Here is a 17,191-nt window from a genome sequence, read left to right as displayed (position 1 = left end):
TATTATGAGTCACATTCAAAAATCTACATTTGATTTTTTAACGGAATTGAAAGCCAATAATTCTCGGGAGTGGTTTGCCGATAACAGAGCTAAATATGAAGCTGCATTGGCTGATGTGAGAAATTTTTTGACAGATTTAATTGCTGCATTGAGCGAGTTTGACCCTAAAATTAATACTTCCATTCAAGCAAGTAAATGTTTGTTTCGCATTTACCGGGATACACGCTTTTCAAATGATAAAACTCCTTATAAAAGTTGGTTTGGGGCAGGAATTTCTGTTGATGGAAGAAAGTTGCAGGGACCAGAGTACTATATTCATATTGGAGCGGAAAATTCATTTATCGCCTGTGGGTATTGGCGTCCTGAAAAGCAACATTTAGAGGCAATAAGACAAGAAATTGATTACAGTGGTGATAAATTGGATGAAATTTTAAAAACAGTATTGACTGGCAGTAATATTACGCTTTTCAAAGAAGATTTACTGAAACGTGCACCGGCCGGCTATAGTGAAGATAATCCGTTTATTGACTTTATCAAATTGAAAAGTTTTGTGTTGGATAGATCTTTAACTACAAAGGAGTTATCTGCAAAAAATGCGCTGGATAATATCGTGGCTTCCTATAAAAGTATGCTTCCTTTTAAAGAGTTTTTACAAGAAGCCATCGATACAGAATAATTATTCAGGCAAGCTGATTTTGCCCATACAGACAGCGGGAGAGTCTTTAATTTGCGCTACATTGGATTTGTTGCCTACCAAAGTCTCATTTGCTAATAGCGCAAAGAGAACGGCCTCTTTTGCATCTGGGTTGATACCCAATGTTGCAAAACTTTCAACGTTACAAGTAGGTAGGCTCCTTTTGATGTAATCGAACAGCAATGGATTGTGTAGTCCACCACCACTAATGTACACCGCTACATCGGATAGCCCTTTTGACTGCTTGCGAATGCCATTGACCATCGCATGAGCAGCAAAGCGATTGAGGGTCGCCATAACATCCTCATGTGGAATATGGCTTGTTTTCGAACAATCCTGTGCCCTTGCGAGATAAGCGAGATTAAATAGTTCCGGCCCAGTGGTTTTTGGAAAGGGCAGCGTTAGAAACTCCTCCGTTAATAATTGATTCAATAGCGCATCATTTACTTGGCCCTTTTTAGCCATATAGGCATCTTTATCCATTTCCTGATCAAAATTTACCTTCATGTATTGGTTCATCATTGTATTGCCTGGACCGAGATCTGTCGCATAAGCTTTCGACTTTGTTTGATGGCTTGGGATAAATGTGAAATTAGAAATACCGCCAATATTCAATAAGAATCGATTTTCTGTTGCATGCGAGAAAAGAAGGTAGTCGCCATAGGCTGCCAAAGGTGCCCCTTCTCCTCCTGCAGCAATATGTTTTTGCCTAAAGTCAGATAGGGTTATGATACCTGTATCTACCGCGATATGATCTCCATCTCCAATCTGTAAAGTGCTGTTGGGCCAGTTGCGGTCTTTGGTCAACGATTGAGGAGCATGGTATACGGTTTGCCCATGGCTGGCTATACAATCAATCTCACTGCTTGATAGATTCCATTGTTGCAATGCTGTGTTGATTAATTTGGCATGCGTGACTCCAATATAAGCATGGAGTCCCGAAAATAATTGCTGGTCGATATTTCGTTTTGCAAAAACTTCACGCACCCGCTCTCTAAAATCATCCTCATAAACCATTGTAGTAAAATTCTCGAGCTGTATTTTCGTTGTTTTACCTGCATTTTCTATGCGGCACACGGCGATATCAAGACCATCCAGGGATGTTCCGGACATCAGGCCAATAATACGACGTTCTTTCTTTTGTGAAATTTGGTAAAGTCTTTCGATTTGAGGATTCATAGCTTAAAAATAAACACAAAAATGTTATGATGAATATCATTTTTGACAATTGAAGATATTTTGTAACTTCACGGCATTAAAAATCAAAAAATTAAATACAATGAATTTTCCAGCAGAATTGAAATACACCAAAGATCACGAATGGATTCGTGTTGAAGGTGATGAAGCAGTTGTAGGGATTACCGATTTCGCTCAACGTGAATTGGGTGACATCGTTTTTGTTGACATAAACACTGTAGGTGAAGAAGTAGCCGCTAATGAAGTTTTCGGTACAATTGAAGCCGTAAAAACAGTTTCTGATTTGTTTTTACCTGTAGCAGCTACGATTTTATCGGTGAATGAAGCTATTGATGCATCTCCTGAATTGGTCAATTCTGATCCTTATGGTGAAGGCTGGATTGTTCGTATTAAATTGAACAACGCTGCTGATGTTGACGCTTTGTTATCTGCTGATCTGTACAAAGAAGAGATCAACGCATAAATTTGATATATAAAAAAATAAAATAGGGGCCTTTTGGCCCCTATTTTATTTTTCGTCGTTTATTGGGTTTTTAAGGTGGTCTTTATTTTTGCTTCAGGCATATCCACGGCACTTGTCATTTCTGTACTCGTGGTAAGACAGGTCTTTTTATCCAAGACATAGAAGCCCTGTACGTTGCCTACCTGATTTGCATCCGGACCGAACATTTTTCCTTCAACATTTACTTTATAGCCTAGCTCATTTGCTTCTATTAAAGTCATTTTGTTTTCTACTGAAATGCCTGAATCATCTGATTCAGTTTTGGATGTCCAAGAATCACCTATTTTAATCGGCTGTTCAGGCAATACTGTAGTTATATTTTCGAACATACTTTTATCAAATGGCATGTTAATGCCCTCAGGCAACTTGATATCGGAAGATTTGCCAAGTTGATCAACATTAAAGCTAATGCTATTTTCGAGCAACTTGCCTAAGGTCGCATGCATCTGTTTAGAAAATTCATTGGCCTCGGGGTTTTTAGAGTCGTAAGTCATATCCATTCCTGCCATATTCATTTTCATGTTGATTCCGGTATATTTAAGATCGAACGCAAATATGTTGTCTTTTTTCGTCGTATTGGTGATATCAAAGCCCATATTAAGGTCTGTCACCATTTTTTGGCCAGCAGCGTCAATATCCATGGTCATCACAAGATTTTGTGATATTTTTTTCCCTGAATCGGGATTTACGCGTAATGTGTATTTCTTTTGTGCGGAAGCAGATATCACGAGAAATGCAAATACAGCCATTAAAGAGGCAATTCTTAATTTTTTCATATATGGAATTTTAATTTTTTTAGTAAGCAACAATTGGCCAGTTTAAATATAAAAAAAATCCCTTTCACACAGTAAAAGGGATTTTAATTTTTTTAAGGATGTAATTCGTATTACTTCTTGATATAAGATACTTCTTTCACAGCTTTAACAACTTTCTCAACGCTAGGTAAAGCAGCTTCGATCAATGTTGGAGCATAAGGAAGAGGTACATCTGCACAATTTACGCGGATAACTGGGGCATCTAAGTAATCAAATGCATTACGTTGTACATTGAATGCTAAGTCGGTAGAAATAGACGCTAGTGGCCATGCTTCTTCCACGATTACCAAACGGTTTGTTTTCTTAACAGACGCGATGATTGTAGGGTAATCGATAGGACGTACCGAACGCAAGTCAATCAATTCAACGCTGATACCTTCTTTTTTCAATTCTTCAACTGCAGGAATGACAACGCGAGGAAGCATTTTACCAAAAGACACAACAGTTACATCTGTACCTTCTTGGATAATATTAGCTTTTCCGATTTCTAAGTAATATTCTTCTTCAGGAACTTGTCCTTTATCACCATACATGACCTCAGATTCCATGAAGATAACAGGATCTGGATCGATAATAGCTGATTTCAATAAACCTTTAGCTTCATATGGGTTCGAAGGAACCACAACTTTTAAACCTGGTGTATTTGCAAACCAGTTCTCAAAGTTTTGAGAGTGTTGTGCTGCAAGCTGACCCGCATTTCCTGTAGGACCACGGAAGACCATCGGAATAGAGAACTGTCCACCACTCATCGAGTGAATTTTAGCTGCCGCATTGATTACTTGGTCAATTGCAACAAGTGAGAAGTTGAATGTCATGAATTCAACAATTGGCTTCAAACCATTCATTGCAGCACCAACAGCAATACCAGCAAAACCAAGTTCCGCAATAGGTGTATCAATGATACGCTTTGCACCGAATTCATCAAGCATACCCTGACTTACTTTGTAAGCTCCGTTATACTCAGCAACTTCTTCTCCTAATAAAAATATTTTGTCGTCTTTACGCATTTCTTCGTTCATTGCTTCACGAAGTGCTTCTCTGAATTGTATTTCTCTCATCAGTTGTAAAATAGTGTCAATTTTTAGATTACAAATCTACTATTTAAAATTGATATTTTGAAGATTTGAACCTGCTAATTCTATAGTTTTATGTCATTTTTTAATAAGTAAATGACTTTTGTATTAAATTTTTGAATAGAAGTTGTTCAGATAGTCCAATGTCTTTATAAGTGCCTTATTACTATTCATTATCGCCAATGGAATGTTCCACGTGGCCCGGTTCCTTTTCTCCACGTAATTCGAAATTCCACGAATCTCGATTACGGGAACAGTCATTTTGTCGGCAGCATAGAAAACAGCGGCTCCCTCCATACTTTCAATAAGGCTATCAGGATGCAGTTTTTGAACTTTTTCAATACTTTCTGTACTACCATGGACTTTGTTTACGGTAATTCCTTCCCCCTGCTTTAAAAAAGGAAGCCTAAGTTCCTTGTCATTCAGGAAACACGAAGTAAATTTAGACTTTCCATAGCCCAATTGATCTATTGGAATAAAATTATGACCGTCTTCCGCGCCCAGTTCAACAAATGATTCCGAAACGACTTGAACAACTGAGCCTATTTTAATATGTCGGTCCAAACATCCCCCTATCCCGATATTAATGAGGAGATCATATTTTTTTTCATGTAGCACTCTTCCTAGCTCAAAGGCTGTGGCCACCATGCCCACACCAGTGATTAGGGTATCGCATTGACTGTAATTTGGCACCACTTCCAGAAAAGGCTGCAATTCAAATGAAGTAGCCGCAATCACTAATATTTGCATGATAAATTCGTTTTTGATGGAAAATTACAAATTATATTGCAGGCATACCTTTTTTTAGCATAAAAATAGCGAGCTAGGAATTCGTCCTGCTTACAAATTTGAGCTTGATTATAATAATAAGGTTAACTGATTAGTTGCTACGAAATCATTTTTGATCATCGAGTCCGAACGGTGCCATTTTTAGCCTATTGAAATCAGAAACAGCTATGACCTTCTTATATATTAGTTTAGCTTTTATATACCTTTAGTTTAGAATTTAGTTAGGTTTAATTTAGGTCCAACCTATACTAAACCTAAACAAAACCTAACTAAAACCTAAGTAAAACCTAATTAAAACACAAAGAATATCATGTTAAAGTATCCGCATTATCCGGCAACACTTTTGTCAACAGGGTGCATACAAAAACTCACTGCGAAGTCTTAGCAAATTAATTCCCGAAATCATGTTACAGCTAAGAATAAGGAGCTTTTTATCCCTGTGTGATGACAAAAGGCGGAAGGCACTCCATTATATTACTATATTCTGACTTCATTCCTTAAATTGAGATGTTTTAATTGCTCTTAATGCCTTATCTTTGTATCATTATGGTATTTATAACTCGTCGCGAACGTTTCTGTGCTGCGCACAAGCTCTATCGTGAAGACTGGAGTAAAGAGCAGAATGAACAGGTATTTGGTCTTTGCTCCAATCCAAATTGGCATGGACATAATTATGATCTTTATGTAACAGTTAAAGGAAAAGTCAATCCGGAGACTGGTTTTTTGATCGATTTAAAGATCATGAAAGAAATAATCAATCGTAGTATCATTGACAAAGTCGATCACCGTAATTTCAATTTAGATGTTGATTTTATGAAGGGAGTCATGGCTTCTACGGAGAATATCGCAATCGAAATATTTAAGATCTTAAAACCGCTGTTTGATGAACAGGGTGTGATCTTGCATAGTGTCCGTTTGCATGAAACAGAAAATAATTACGTCGAATATTTTGGCGATTAATCTTTAATACATTTAAATAGTAGAAACTATGAGTCAACACTCATTTGACAACGAAGAGTTGGATGGATATATTAAGATCGACAAATACAATACTGAAAAGGTAGATCGCATCGCTGCTCATTATACAGATATATTGGAATGTCTGGGGGAAGATCCAAAACGTGAAGGTTTGGTGAAAACACCAGAACGTGTCGCAAAGGCATTCCAATTTTTGACACATGGCTATGATATCGATGCTGCGGAAGTGTTACGGGGAGCAATGTTTGAGGAGGACTACAGTCAAATGGTCGTCGTCAAGGATATTGAAGTATATTCTCTTTGCGAGCATCATATGTTGCCTTTCTTTGGTAAAGCGCATATCGCATATATTCCCAATGGTCATATTGTAGGTTTAAGTAAAATACCACGTGTCGTTGATATTTTTGCGCGTCGTCTGCAGGTTCAGGAACGTCTTACCAATGAGATCAGAGATTGTATTCAAGAAACTTTGGGCGCTCGTGGCGTAGCTGTGGTCATGGAATGTAAGCACATGTGTATGGCCATGCGTGGTGTTCAGAAACAGAATTCTGTAACCACCACCTCTGCATTTACTGGAGCATTTCAAAATGATGTCACAAGATCCGAATTTTTACGCTTGATCACTGCTGATCTTGCTTAATATATTTGTTGTTTAATAATAAAAAATAGCCCGCTAAAATATCACCTTTTAGTGGGTTATTTTTTTGATGAAATTTGGAAACAAAATAGAAAATCAAAAAATGGCAATATGGCTTTTTTATGCTTCTGAGGCGATTTCCGAAAAATGCTCTTTACAAAAGGATAATTGTATTTAATTGATATTCAGTTTTTTGTAAAAAAAAGTTTTTATCATAAAAATGTTTTTTGGTACCTTTGTGGTTATGGAAATTGTTGCCGACGATTTAGAGTCCTATTTGGAACATACTACAGACGAGGAAAATTCGTTACTGAAAAGGGTAAATCGGGAGACATATTTGAAGGAAACAATGCCCCATATGTTATCTGGGCACTACCAGGGAAGAGTTCTTTCTTTATTGAGTAAAGTGGTTGCTCCGAAACGTATTTTGGAAATAGGAACGTTTACGGGATACGCAACGTTGTGTCTCGCAGAAGGGCTGCAGGAAGATGGGATATTGCATACTATCGATATCAATGCAGAGCAACAAGAACGCGTCCAAGGTTATTTTGATGAATCGGCATTTGCTGATAAAATCAAATATCATATTGGAGATGCAGCGGTAATACTACCTACATTAGATGAAACATTTGATTTGGTATTTATCGACGCGGACAAAAAGAGAAATTTATATTATTTCGAAACGATAATAAATCAAGTTCCGTCTGGGGGACTTATTTTGATTGACAATGTCTTATGGAAAGGTAAGGTGTTAGATTCAAAACCAGACAACCAAACAAAGCAGATCATTGATTTGAATGCACGTTTAGCTCAGGACAAGCGCGTAGAAAAGGTAATATTACCGATTCGAGACGGACTTTTTGCCTTGCGCAAGAAGTAATTTGTGAACTAAAACATTCTTCATGAATTTAAAACAATTAAAAAGCTTTGTACTGTTACTAGCTTTGGGAACTTTTGGATTAACAAAAGTTTCAGCTCAAAGTAATGCGGCATATGTCGATAAGTACAGTCCAATAGCAAAAGAAATGATGGAGGAACATGGTGTTCCAGCATCGGTTATCTTAGCCATCGCTATGCATGAAAGCGGAAATGGTGGTAGCAGGGTAGCAAAAAATTTGAATAACCATTTTGGTGTCAAAGGAAAAAACAACAGTACCGTTATTCGGTCAGCTTACAAAGGTTATCGGTCTGTAATGGACTCGTATGATGATTTTGTAGGAATAGTAAAAAGAAAAAAGACTACTCAGAGTCTTTTTGAAAAACATCCCGGTGAAAAATACGAAGCTTGGGTAAAAGCGATTGCTCGTTCGGGCTACTCTACGAGTAAAGGTTGGACAGCAAAAGTACTCGCTACTATTAGACAATATCATTTGGATATGTTTGATAATGATGCTAAGCAAAATAGATTCTCGTCAACAAAAAAATAAGCGCGATAGTATTGCATGAAGAAGTTTTTTTATGGCATGTTTGTATTCATGATGTTGATTACATCATGTTCAAGCCGGAGAGGCACAATTTCCTCCACTAAATCTGGCTCCAATTCAAAAACTTCTTCATCCTCTTCTGTGGGGCGACCTACCATGGCTGGCAACGACTATATTGCTCATTACAAAGATGTGGCCGTTGCAGAAATGAATAAATATGGTATTCCTGCGAGCATTAAACTTGCTCAGGCTTTACTGGAATCCGGTAATGGTAACAGTTATCTTGCGCGTGAGGCTAATAATCATTTCGGTATTAAATGTGGCGGAGTTTGGAAAGGAAAATCCGTGACTCGTCCCGATGATAATATCAATGACTGTTTTCGGGTTTATGAAAATCCCGAACAATCTTTTCGGGATCACTCAGAGTTTCTGTTACGACCGCGATATGCGGCACTCTTTAAGTTGGATAAGAACGACTATAAAGGCTGGGCCAAAGGCTTGAAAGCGGCTGGATACGCCACCAATCCGCGTTATCCTGAATTGCTGATCGAAATGATCGAAAGATATCATCTTGATCAATACGATCGCGGTGAATCGCCACGTGAAAAGGTTGTACGTGAAGAGACTGTTCAGGTCGAGATCGTACAGAATGTACAAGAAACCCCTCCTACCGTCGTAAAGACAGAAGAAATCAAGAGCCCGGTAGCTATGCGTATTCATGAGGTTAAAGCTCAGGATACGTTATATTCGCTCAGTAAGCTGTACAATGTATCCGTTGATCAGATCAAATCCCTAAACGGTCTTACCGATGATGCCCTATCTTTAGGTCAGCTATTGGTTATATCTAAATAGTTACGCTTTAAAAGATGTTAAATATTTCGCTTTTGTACAGCGATATAGTAGTTTTACGAAAGTGATACTACAGCGATATATTTTTCTACTTATTGCCCTTGTTGGCTTTACTTCTTCACTTTTTTGCCAAGATAAAAAAGTCGAGGGTATTGTTTTTGATAAAAATACCAAACAACGTATTGGAAATGTGAAGCTGGCGAACTTGCGTACCGGGGAGGTCAATTATAATACTATTAAAGGAGAATTTGTCTTTAATGCACAGCTAGGAGATCATATTGTTGCGCTATGTAAAGGCTATTTTTCAGATACTCTTCAGGTGGATAAGCGTGGATTGTTGCTATTTCATTTGGTACGTGAATCGTTTTATATTGATGAAGTTCAGGTTTTTGCACGCAAGACGCCAGAAGAAATTCTGAAAAAAGCAAAGGAGGATTACGAGAAAGCGTATCGTCTTGCGGGTTATGGTGACGTATTTTCTGTTGGTCAAAATGGTGCTGGATTAAGCATCAATTCAATCTATAGTTTATTTAGCAAGGAGGCCAAAAGAGCACGTCGACTAACTAAAACCATTGAAAATGACTATAAGGAAAATGTGATCGATTATAAATTTTCGAAAGAGCTTATCAGCAAGATTACTGGACTAAATAGCGATGAAGCAGAACGATTTAGAAGGATATTTAGACCCTCCTATTTCTTTGTTCTCTCAGCGAGTGATTATGAACTGGCGAATTATATCAAGGATTGTTATTCACAGTATCAATTGAACCCTTCGCAATATTTTATTGAGCCTTTTCCAACAATTAATTATAAATTAGTACCGTAAACAAAAAATAGACGTTTTCAGAATGAAGTTATTCAATTTTGTCGGCATGGCTCTGCTTTGCCTTTCTATTACCAGCTTAAAAGCACAGGATCTGAAAGATCTTCGCGCTAAGCCAGATACCGCAATTTCTGTACAGAAAGAGCAACCATTAAATATTAAAACGATTCGTCCTATAGTTCCAAAACTAAACTTAGAGGTAGACTATTGGAAACATTGGACAAAATTTGGGATCAATTTAAATCAGGCGTCATTTAATGATAATTGGAAAGGTGGCGGTGTTGGTTCTATTGCTGTAGGATTGAATGCGAATCATAAATCGGATTATACGAAGGACAATTTCAATTTTGTGACCGAAGTTGATTTACGTTATGGAAAGATAAAGAATACCAATAATATTGCGAAGAAGAATAATGACCGTATATTTTGGGATAATAAGCTTTCTTATAAATTGTCTGCCAATTGGGCATTGTTTACGTCGGTGACATTTGAGTCGCAATTTGATGCGGGTTATAAGTATAAAACGGTTAACGGCAGAGATACAATAGACTATATTGAGAATGCGTTTATGGCACCAGCTTATCTGACAGAATCTTTCGGTCTTGAGTATAAGCCTAGTAACGAATTTTCCCTACGTTTCGGTACAGGTACTGCACGCCAGACTTTTATCTTGGATGAGCGTGTTAAGCCTCGTTCTGGAGAAGGTTTCTTTGAGAAATATGGCTATTATAGAGATCCTAACAATCCAAGTGCGGGTACTGGTGAACGATTTGGTGTAAAGGAAGACCGCACTTTTGCCAATGCACTGGCATTCCAGCTAACGGGTAACCTAGACAAAAACTTCACAGATAAACTGAATGTAAAGGCTCGTTATAACCTTTTTGCTGATTACGAGAAACTTTCCAATCCTACACACCGTCTGGATGTAACTGTAACGGCAAAAGTCACGAGAGTCATCAATGTGAACTTAAATGGTATTATGATCTATGATCCAGATGTTATTTCAAGAGTACAGTTGAGCCAGTCGCTGGCATTGGGTATAGTCTATAGTTTACCAAAATAATGTTTAGGTCTGTGTCAATAGGGATATTGCTTTGTTCATTGCTGTCTTTGGCAAGCTGCAAGTCGAAGATACAGCCGGTGGTTGCAAAACCGCTAGTTGCGTCATTTGCTTCTGCATTGGTTGTGGAAGAGAAAGTCGAAGCTAAGCCAGATACCAATTTATTGACACCTGAGGAAAGAAAGGTTGTTTTTTTACAGAAATCTGGAAACCATCCTTATTGGCGCCAAGAGGAAGCCATACATTATGATGTTCGTAAACCTAACTATGTCATTATTCATCATACAGCACAAGATAGTATTGGGCAGACGATCAAAACCTTTCAGATTCCAAGAACTAAAGTGAGTTCACATTATGTCATTGGCCGGAATGGGGAGATTATACAAATGTTGAACGATTATGTTCGGTCTTGGCATGCGGGGATGGCAAAATGGGGTTCTATTGTCGACATGAACTCCTGTTCTATAGGTATAGAATTGGATAATAATGGTAGGGAGCCTTTTCCTGAGGCACAAATTAATTCATTGATGACTGTGCTTGATACCTTGAAATCGCGTTATTTAATTCCAGCAAATAATTTTATTGGCCATGCTGATATCGCTCCATCACGCAAGAATGATCCAAGCGTTTTTTTCCCGTGGAAAAAGCTTGCAGAACGGGGTTTTGGAATATGGTATGATGAAGGACAGCTTGTGGCCCCTCCTGATAGCTTTAATGCGATAGATGCGCTTAAAATTATTGGTTATGATACATCCAATCTAAAAGCCGCTATCGTTGCCTTTAAACGAAAGTTTGTCGTTCGAGATACAACCCCCGAATTGACCATATACGATAAGAGTGTATTGTACAATATCTATAAAAAATACTGAGCCTGAGCAATCAGGCTTTTTTATTTTTTCTGAAAGTATGATCTTATTGGCCAAAAAGAACCTTCAGCTCGCTTTCATTGCTGTTGGTGTCTGTGAAGTCATGAAGGTTTTATTTAAGATCACTATTGTCCTCCATGGGACGAGGTACTTTCGTCCCCAGTTGTACGATATAGGCGATTAACATGACAGCTAGGCAGCCAATAAGATTTAGCCAGAGAAAAGGAATTTTATTTATCGTCCATACCGCTATCACGATAATTTCGGAAAGAATGGCTGCAAGAAAAACAGCTTTGCCTTGAATTTTCTTCATGTAGAAGGCGACGATAAAGATCCCTAGGATAGTACCATAGAATAGTGAGCCCAGGATATTGACCGCTTCGAGGAGATTACCCAATCTGTTCGCATACAAAGCAACAATAACAGTAAATGTACCCCAGATCAACGTAAATAAACGCGACCACAAAAGTTCTTGTTTTTCAGATGAGGTAGGATTAATAAATCTTTTGTAGATATCAATGGTCGTTGTTGAAGCCAATGAGTTGATAGCACTTGCTGTAGACCCCATGGATGCGAGAAAAATGACCGCTATGAGTAGCCCAATTAGGCCCTTTGGGAAGACGCTCGTCACAAAAGAAAGAAAGACATAATTATTGTCATTCGTTTCCGCTGTTGGGTTGTTTTTTTTGATTAAGTCCAAAGTCCCTTCTTTTACCGCTTGCATTTTTGCATTAAGTTGACCGAGTGAGGATCGATGATCAGCAATTCTTTTTTCATCGTGATCCAATGCTGTATTAAGCTGCTGAACAACAGATTCACGTGTTTTAAACAGCTCGCTATGCTTTTGTTCGAGAATCTGGTAATCAGGAGCATATTTGCTTTCTTTAAGCTTCTTGATCTCGACTTGATTGAAAAAAATGGGTGGCTGATGGAATTGATAATAGGTAAATACCAGAACTCCAATCAACAGGATCGCAAATTGCATGGGGATTTTCAGTAGACCATTCATAATCAACCCTATGCGACTTTCCTTGATCGAAGCCCCTGTCAAATAACGGCCTACTTGACTTTGGTCGGTCCCGAAGTAGGAAAGCTGTAGGAAAAAACCTCCGATTAGTCCTGTCCAAAGCGTATAGTTATTATTGAGGTCAAAAGTAAAATCCAACGCGTTGGTTTTTCCTGATTTTCCTGCAATATGAAGTGCTTTTGATAATCCAATTGACTCTGGCAGGAGATGGATAACTAATATGCCTGCTACGAGTAATGATCCAAAGATAATGCTCATTTGAAGCAACTGCGTATGAGATACGGCTTTGGTTCCTCCATAGGTCGTATAGATAACAACAAAAATCCCTATGGCCAATGTGGTCCAGGTAAGATCAATATGAAGAATGGTCGATATAATTAAAGCGGGTGCAAAGATGGTAATACCTGTTGATATCCCCCGCTGTATCAAAAAAAGAATAGCAGTGAGTCCTCTGGTTTTGACGTCAAAACGTTTTTCTAGAAATTCGTAGGCTGTAAATACTTTTAGCTTATGAAAAATAGGGACAAATGTAATGCAGAGCACAATCATGGCCAACGGAAGACCAAAGTAGAATTGGACAAAACTCATTCCAGAAGAATAGGCTAGTCCGGGGGCAGATAAGAAAGTAATGGCGCTCGCTTGCGTCGCCATTACTGATAATCCGACATGATACCAGGGTAAAGAACGATTACCTAGAAGATATCCATCAATATTTTTTATACCCCTACTCTTATAAATGCCATATATGACAATAAATAAGAGTGTCAGAAATAAAACAATCCAATCTGCTGTACTCATGAATAGTGGTTCGTGAAAATGTACAGAAAAAGGATGAATAAAAATAGCCAGATAACGACTAACCAGTAGAAACGCTTCCAGCTATTCATATTTTTTATCTATCTGAAGGCTTCTGTGGATAGATAACACTATTAAAAATAGCAGCGATAATCAATCCGACAATAGCACCACCGAAGATGCTTAGAAATGTCTCGTTTGCAGTGAATCCAATTAATGCACCAAATACTACAGCAACTAAAAGAATGATTCCTTTTGCTTTGCCAGCATCAATTGTTGTGCAGCTGTTGTCAATCTGATTTTCCATTATTATATTATTTTGATTTTGATAACAAATTTACGAATAATCTATAAGCTCCGGGAATTCCTGCAGGCAATTGTCTGAAAAAAGATAAAGATGTATAAACAAATTTACCTTTTCCATATTGAGCAATGAGTAGTGAGCCGTTGTGCAAGGGTTCACCGGGATCTTGCATGCTGATCGGAGTGCGGTACTTTTTATCAATATCTTCTGCAAAATATAACCCCCGCTCCTGTACCCAGTGTTCGAAGTCAGCTTCGCTGATCTTGTTCGGGTAATTGAAAATCGGATCATTTTTATCGAAGTGTACTGTCGCAAGTTCATCTGTTACCCGGCTTCTTCCGACGCTAAAAGGAAAAGGACCAAAGTTTTTTGAGATCAGTCCATTGTTTACATTGTATTGCGCTAAAACTGTTCCGCCCATGTTGACATACGCGAGTAGTTTGTTTTGGAGCGGAACAATTTGTTTGTTAACGTTGAATATTCGGACACCAAGAATTACCGCGTCATAGCTAGAAAGATCTGTTTTTAAAGCTTGTTCGTTACTTAACACATCGACTTTTATACCAATGGCCGTCAATGATTCAGGAATTAGATCCCCTGCCCCATGGATGTATGCCACGCTCTTTACGTCGTTGACCAGGTTGATATTGCTCATTTTTATAGCGACATCTGGAAAATAAACAATATTAGGTATATGATTGTAGTCGATGGATTTTATCTCCTTTAAACGTTCTTTGTCTGCCAAGAGGAACCCAAGGGTATCAATGGAAGATTTAGAAGCATCTGATGGTTTTATGCTGATCTCTCTGGAAATTGTACGCTCGCCTTTGTCAAAAGATAGGTCAAAAGATGCCGGTGAAACTTCCCAGCCTTTAGGTACATGCGGTCTGACGTTAAATGTGGTTGTGTTTGCTTGTCCGTTTTTCTGAAAAGTCAGATTCACTTTGACAGTGTGGGCATTTTGTGTAAGTGCCAAAGGGCTGGAACTTTTAGCCGTCAACTGTGGGACGATCACAATGGGATCGTAGATTTCACCTCGTACAGGATCGGTATATTTATATTTGATGGGTTGACTGAGTGTGATATTTTCACCATTAATACGGAGCTGAAATGATACCTCTGGAGCGTACGGGTTTTCGGGGTAGCCGGTTAGGTTGAAATCGCTGACATTAAATTTACCTTTCCCATGTGGTTCGATCAACCAGTAGGGTTGTGTCGTCCTGTCTGCATGTACAAGAACAGAGTCTCTGTGAAGCTTGTTTATTTGTAGTGTTTCATGAATGCTATTTCCATTTATTTGGGTCAGCTCAACGGTTACATTTGGACGCCGAACAATAATGGAATGTTCTACTTTGATCTGATCTTCCAAGGCATAGGATGGATTTTTAGCGATACTTTCGAACCAAATTCCACCACAGGCAAGAATTAGTTTTTCAACCTCTTTTTTCTTTTCAGTTTTCCAGTATTCATCATCAATTTGATCCAGTGCTTTGTACAGTTGGATCAATTCAGCAATGATCAATTCGGGTTTATCAATTTGATATGTTTGATTGATGTGGTCAATTAAGGACTCAACTTTACTGCCGTTTTGAATTCTTTTCCATGAGGTGTCAACTCCATCCAAGAGTGTATTTTTTGCAGGTGCACCGTCTACATACTCAAAGTATTCGATTGATGAGCCACGTTGGCTTGCCGAACCAAAGCCTTGGCTTTTGTGTGATGAACGGCTTTGTGCGGCAATTTCTCCATAAGAGGCTCCTAGAAGAGAATTGTAATCCCCGATATCTATTTTTAACTGATCTTCACGTGTATTGTTTTGACCTCCGAAGTTAGCTGTATTCCAAAGCAAGCGTTTAGCTTTCCAGGGGCTTACAAATTGAAGTTGCTCTGGGAATATATTCGGATCAGCAGCAGCTTTAAAGGCTTCATGTGCTAGAATGGCCGAGGCTTGATGATGACCATGGCCACCCCTTGAATCGGGAGGAAAACGCGTGATGATGACATCGGGCCTAAATTTGCGGATAATCCATACGGCTTCGCGGAGAACACGCTGTTTATCCCAGAATTCGAAAGTTTCCTCTGGAGTCTTCGAGAATCCAAAATCGTATGCTGATGAAAAAAATTGCTCACCTTTATCGATTTTTCGAGCTGCCAGTAATTCCTGCGTTCGAATCAATCCAAGTTCAATACCTTGTTCTGTTCCGATAAGGTTTTGTCCCCCATCACCTCGAGTTAGGGATAAATAGCCTGTTTTATATTTTTTTTCCTGCGCTAGCCAAGCTATTAGCCGGGTATTTTCATCATCGGGATGTGCTGCAAAATAGAGTACCGACCCCAGCACGTTCAGTTTTTCTAGATGAAGTTTAATTTCAGCAGCGTTCCACTGTGGATTCTGTGCTTTAACGATTGAAGTTGACAAGATGCCAGCCAAAATAATGATAACAGAGAGAAAAGGTCTTCGCATGTTTAAAGATAAAAATTTTGATGAACAACGGATTGTTGGAGATTGTAATTTTATTGCGTGTCTTTTTAATTGACAGTCTTTAATTAGCCCACTTGTGACGTTGGTATATTGCTTTGACTTATGGATATTAGGCGAATTAAACTTAGGGCCATAAAAGGAAGCTAGTTTGAGTGACGAGGTAGAGGGATAGATCACTAAATGGTAAAATATAGGCATAAATAAAAAACGGAAATCCCAATCAAGCTGGAATTTCCGTTTAACAATTAAAATATTTTTTCCTGAAACGAATTTTTAGAGAATAGTTATTTTGTCGCTTCGCTCCAAGTGGCAACCTTTAACATAAGTAAATATATGTAGAAAATATTTAGTTCTGTCAGATTACCTTAATTAGTTTTCCACATTGCTAAATTTTGTCAACATTTTAGCTTTTGGAAAACATATAATATAGCGGCGTCATGCGTTTAAGATGCTGCAATACAGCGATATTTAAGGTAAGATAGGTTTTCCGCTACCTTCAAAAAAATCTGTATTGGTCTAAAGCCAATTGTATATTTGTTTGACAAATTTCAATCGATTTTAGTTTCTATGTTTCAAATGCTCAAAAACGACAGGAGCAACCTTTAAAGAAAGTTTCACACGAATGTTTTTGGGACCAAACACTATTTATCAATGGCGCCTAGAACACGCTTCATAAACATATTTAACGCGTCTTTTTTGGAGTTACCTTCTTTAATTAATTTATCTACCTCTACAGCTCCGTATAGGTTTGAAATCAATTCACCAAGAACGTCAAGTTCTTCATCTTTCAAAGGAGCTTCGGTTAAAGCTTCCAGTGTCTCGATTGTTTCCAAGACATAATCTACATCATTCTGCTCGATGAACTCTGTCAAATGC

18 protein-coding genes are annotated in these 17,191 nt (G+C 38.3%); 10 read left to right on the top strand and 8 right to left on the bottom strand.

Annotation, left to right across the window (positions count from 1 at the left end; genetic code table 11):
• The first annotated feature begins 4 nt into the window (after positions 1–4).
• Positions 5–676, top strand: coding sequence for a DUF2461 domain-containing protein (locus B2O97_RS21655; RefSeq protein ID WP_115046098.1), 672 nt, complete (start codon positions 5–7; stop codon positions 674–676).
• On the opposite strand, the gene B2O97_RS21650 is transcribed toward B2O97_RS21655, so the two are convergent.
• On the bottom strand, positions 677–1,873 hold the full coding sequence (locus B2O97_RS21650) for an anhydro-N-acetylmuramic acid kinase (protein WP_070562705.1): 1,197 nt from the start codon (positions 1,871–1,873) through the stop codon (positions 677–679). It lies immediately after the preceding gene.
• A gap of 100 nt (positions 1,874–1,973) precedes the next feature.
• On the opposite strand from B2O97_RS21650, the gene gcvH reads away from it, so the two are divergent.
• A complete protein-coding gene (gene gcvH, locus B2O97_RS21645; RefSeq protein ID WP_070562707.1) occupies positions 1,974–2,354 on the top strand; it encodes a glycine cleavage system protein GcvH in 381 nt (126 codons plus the stop codon).
• Between the two features lie 59 nt (positions 2,355–2,413).
• Here gcvH and B2O97_RS21640 read toward each other — a convergent pair whose 3' ends face one another.
• From B2O97_RS21640 to mqnB, 3 genes are all read right to left on the bottom strand, one after another.
• A complete protein-coding gene (locus B2O97_RS21640; protein ID WP_070562709.1) occupies positions 2,414–3,169 on the bottom strand; it encodes a DUF6263 family protein in 756 nt (251 codons plus the stop codon).
• 110 nt (positions 3,170–3,279) lie between these two features.
• Positions 3,280–4,266, bottom strand: a complete 987-nt coding sequence (locus tag B2O97_RS21635; protein ID WP_046673190.1) for a pyruvate dehydrogenase complex E1 component subunit beta — start codon at positions 4,264–4,266, stop codon at positions 3,280–3,282.
• A 123-nt stretch (positions 4,267–4,389) separates the two neighbouring features.
• The gene (gene mqnB, locus B2O97_RS21630; protein WP_070562711.1) at positions 4,390–5,031 is read right to left on the bottom strand and encodes a futalosine hydrolase; all 642 of its coding nucleotides are present in this window, start codon (positions 5,029–5,031) and stop codon (positions 4,390–4,392) included.
• A 585-nt stretch (positions 5,032–5,616) separates the two neighbouring features.
• On the opposite strand from mqnB, the gene B2O97_RS21625 reads away from it, so the two are divergent.
• The 8 genes from B2O97_RS21625 to B2O97_RS21590 all read left to right on the top strand — a co-directional run bounded on the left by B2O97_RS21625 (position 5,617) and on the right by B2O97_RS21590 (position 11,710).
• Positions 5,617–6,030: a 6-pyruvoyl trahydropterin synthase family protein gene (locus tag B2O97_RS21625; RefSeq protein ID WP_070562714.1), complete on the top strand. Its 414-nt coding sequence runs from the start codon at positions 5,617–5,619 to the stop codon at positions 6,028–6,030.
• A gap of 28 nt (positions 6,031–6,058) precedes the next feature.
• Positions 6,059–6,688: a GTP cyclohydrolase I FolE gene (gene folE, locus B2O97_RS21620; protein ID WP_112375154.1), complete on the top strand. Its 630-nt coding sequence runs from the start codon at positions 6,059–6,061 to the stop codon at positions 6,686–6,688.
• A 241-nt stretch (positions 6,689–6,929) separates the two neighbouring features.
• Entirely contained in the window at positions 6,930–7,565 is a 636-nt protein-coding gene (locus B2O97_RS21615; protein ID WP_070562845.1) for an O-methyltransferase, read from the top strand.
• Between the two features lie 22 nt (positions 7,566–7,587).
• Positions 7,588–8,112 (top strand): glucosaminidase domain-containing protein, encoded by a 525-nt coding sequence (locus B2O97_RS21610; RefSeq protein ID WP_046673195.1) that lies wholly within the window; start codon positions 7,588–7,590, stop codon positions 8,110–8,112.
• Positions 8,113–8,127: 15 nt separating this feature from the next.
• Entirely contained in the window at positions 8,128–8,961 is an 834-nt protein-coding gene (locus B2O97_RS21605; protein ID WP_070562717.1) for a glucosaminidase domain-containing protein, read from the top strand.
• A 61-nt stretch (positions 8,962–9,022) separates the two neighbouring features.
• Entirely contained in the window at positions 9,023–9,784 is a 762-nt protein-coding gene (locus B2O97_RS21600; RefSeq protein WP_070562720.1) for a hypothetical protein, read from the top strand.
• A 22-nt stretch (positions 9,785–9,806) separates the two neighbouring features.
• Entirely contained in the window at positions 9,807–10,844 is a 1,038-nt protein-coding gene (locus B2O97_RS21595; protein WP_070562723.1) for a DUF3078 domain-containing protein, read from the top strand.
• An 11-nt stretch (positions 10,845–10,855) separates the two neighbouring features.
• On the top strand, positions 10,856–11,710 hold the full coding sequence (locus B2O97_RS21590) for an N-acetylmuramoyl-L-alanine amidase (RefSeq protein WP_286768109.1): 855 nt from the start codon (positions 10,856–10,858) through the stop codon (positions 11,708–11,710).
• A gap of 109 nt (positions 11,711–11,819) precedes the next feature.
• On the opposite strand, the gene B2O97_RS21585 is transcribed toward B2O97_RS21590, so the two are convergent.
• The 4 genes from B2O97_RS21585 to B2O97_RS21570 form a co-directional block, all read right to left on the bottom strand.
• Positions 11,820–13,532 (bottom strand): sodium:solute symporter, encoded by a 1,713-nt coding sequence (locus tag B2O97_RS21585; protein ID WP_286768108.1) that lies wholly within the window; start codon positions 13,530–13,532, stop codon positions 11,820–11,822.
• A gap of 94 nt (positions 13,533–13,626) precedes the next feature.
• Entirely contained in the window at positions 13,627–13,836 is a 210-nt protein-coding gene (locus B2O97_RS21580) for a hypothetical protein (protein ID WP_070562731.1), read from the bottom strand.
• Positions 13,837–13,843: 7 nt separating this feature from the next.
• Entirely contained in the window at positions 13,844–16,297 is a 2,454-nt protein-coding gene (locus B2O97_RS21575) for a PIG-L family deacetylase (protein WP_286768107.1), read from the bottom strand.
• Positions 16,298–16,956: 659 nt separating this feature from the next.
• Positions 16,957–17,187 (bottom strand): DUF6952 family protein, encoded by a 231-nt coding sequence (locus B2O97_RS21570; RefSeq protein ID WP_236560329.1) that lies wholly within the window; start codon positions 17,185–17,187, stop codon positions 16,957–16,959.
• Positions 17,188–17,191: the final 4 nt, after the last annotated feature.

It is taken from the genome of Sphingobacterium sp. UBA865 (genome assembly GCF_002295765.1).
GTDB classification, from domain to species: domain Bacteria; phylum Bacteroidota; class Bacteroidia; order Sphingobacteriales; family Sphingobacteriaceae; genus Sphingobacterium; species Sphingobacterium multivorum.
This window is presented reverse-complemented; position numbering and strand designations above follow the sequence as displayed.

What these genes read in the sequence shown, in the direction of transcription:
- B2O97_RS21655 (WP_115046098.1), top strand. Translation starts at nt 5, where the DNA reads ATGAGTCACATTCAAAAATCTACATTTGATTTTTTAACGGAATTGAAA.
- B2O97_RS21650 (WP_070562705.1), bottom strand. Translation starts at nt 1,873, where the DNA reads ATGAATCCTCAAATCGAAAGACTTTACCAAATTTCACAAAAGAAAGAA.
- gcvH (WP_070562707.1), top strand. Translation starts at nt 1,974, where the DNA reads ATGAATTTTCCAGCAGAATTGAAATACACCAAAGATCACGAATGGATT.
- B2O97_RS21640 (WP_070562709.1), bottom strand. Translation starts at nt 3,169, where the DNA reads ATGAAAAAATTAAGAATTGCCTCTTTAATGGCTGTATTTGCATTTCTC.
- B2O97_RS21635 (WP_046673190.1), bottom strand. Translation starts at nt 4,266, where the DNA reads ATGAGAGAAATACAATTCAGAGAAGCACTTCGTGAAGCAATGAACGAA.
- mqnB (WP_070562711.1), bottom strand. Translation starts at nt 5,031, where the DNA reads ATGCAAATATTAGTGATTGCGGCTACTTCATTTGAATTGCAGCCTTTT.
- B2O97_RS21625 (WP_070562714.1), top strand. Translation starts at nt 5,617, where the DNA reads ATGGTATTTATAACTCGTCGCGAACGTTTCTGTGCTGCGCACAAGCTC.
- folE (WP_112375154.1), top strand. Translation starts at nt 6,059, where the DNA reads ATGAGTCAACACTCATTTGACAACGAAGAGTTGGATGGATATATTAAG.
- B2O97_RS21615 (WP_070562845.1), top strand. Translation starts at nt 6,930, where the DNA reads ATGGAAATTGTTGCCGACGATTTAGAGTCCTATTTGGAACATACTACA.
- B2O97_RS21610 (WP_046673195.1), top strand. Translation starts at nt 7,588, where the DNA reads ATGAATTTAAAACAATTAAAAAGCTTTGTACTGTTACTAGCTTTGGGA.
- B2O97_RS21605 (WP_070562717.1), top strand. Translation starts at nt 8,128, where the DNA reads ATGAAGAAGTTTTTTTATGGCATGTTTGTATTCATGATGTTGATTACA.
- B2O97_RS21595 (WP_070562723.1), top strand. Translation starts at nt 9,807, where the DNA reads ATGAAGTTATTCAATTTTGTCGGCATGGCTCTGCTTTGCCTTTCTATT.
- B2O97_RS21585 (WP_286768108.1), bottom strand. Translation starts at nt 13,532, where the DNA reads ATGAGTACAGCAGATTGGATTGTTTTATTTCTGACACTCTTATTTATT.
- B2O97_RS21580 (WP_070562731.1), bottom strand. Translation starts at nt 13,836, where the DNA reads ATGGAAAATCAGATTGACAACAGCTGCACAACAATTGATGCTGGCAAA.
- B2O97_RS21575 (WP_286768107.1), bottom strand. Translation starts at nt 16,297, where the DNA reads ATGCGAAGACCTTTTCTCTCTGTTATCATTATTTTGGCTGGCATCTTG.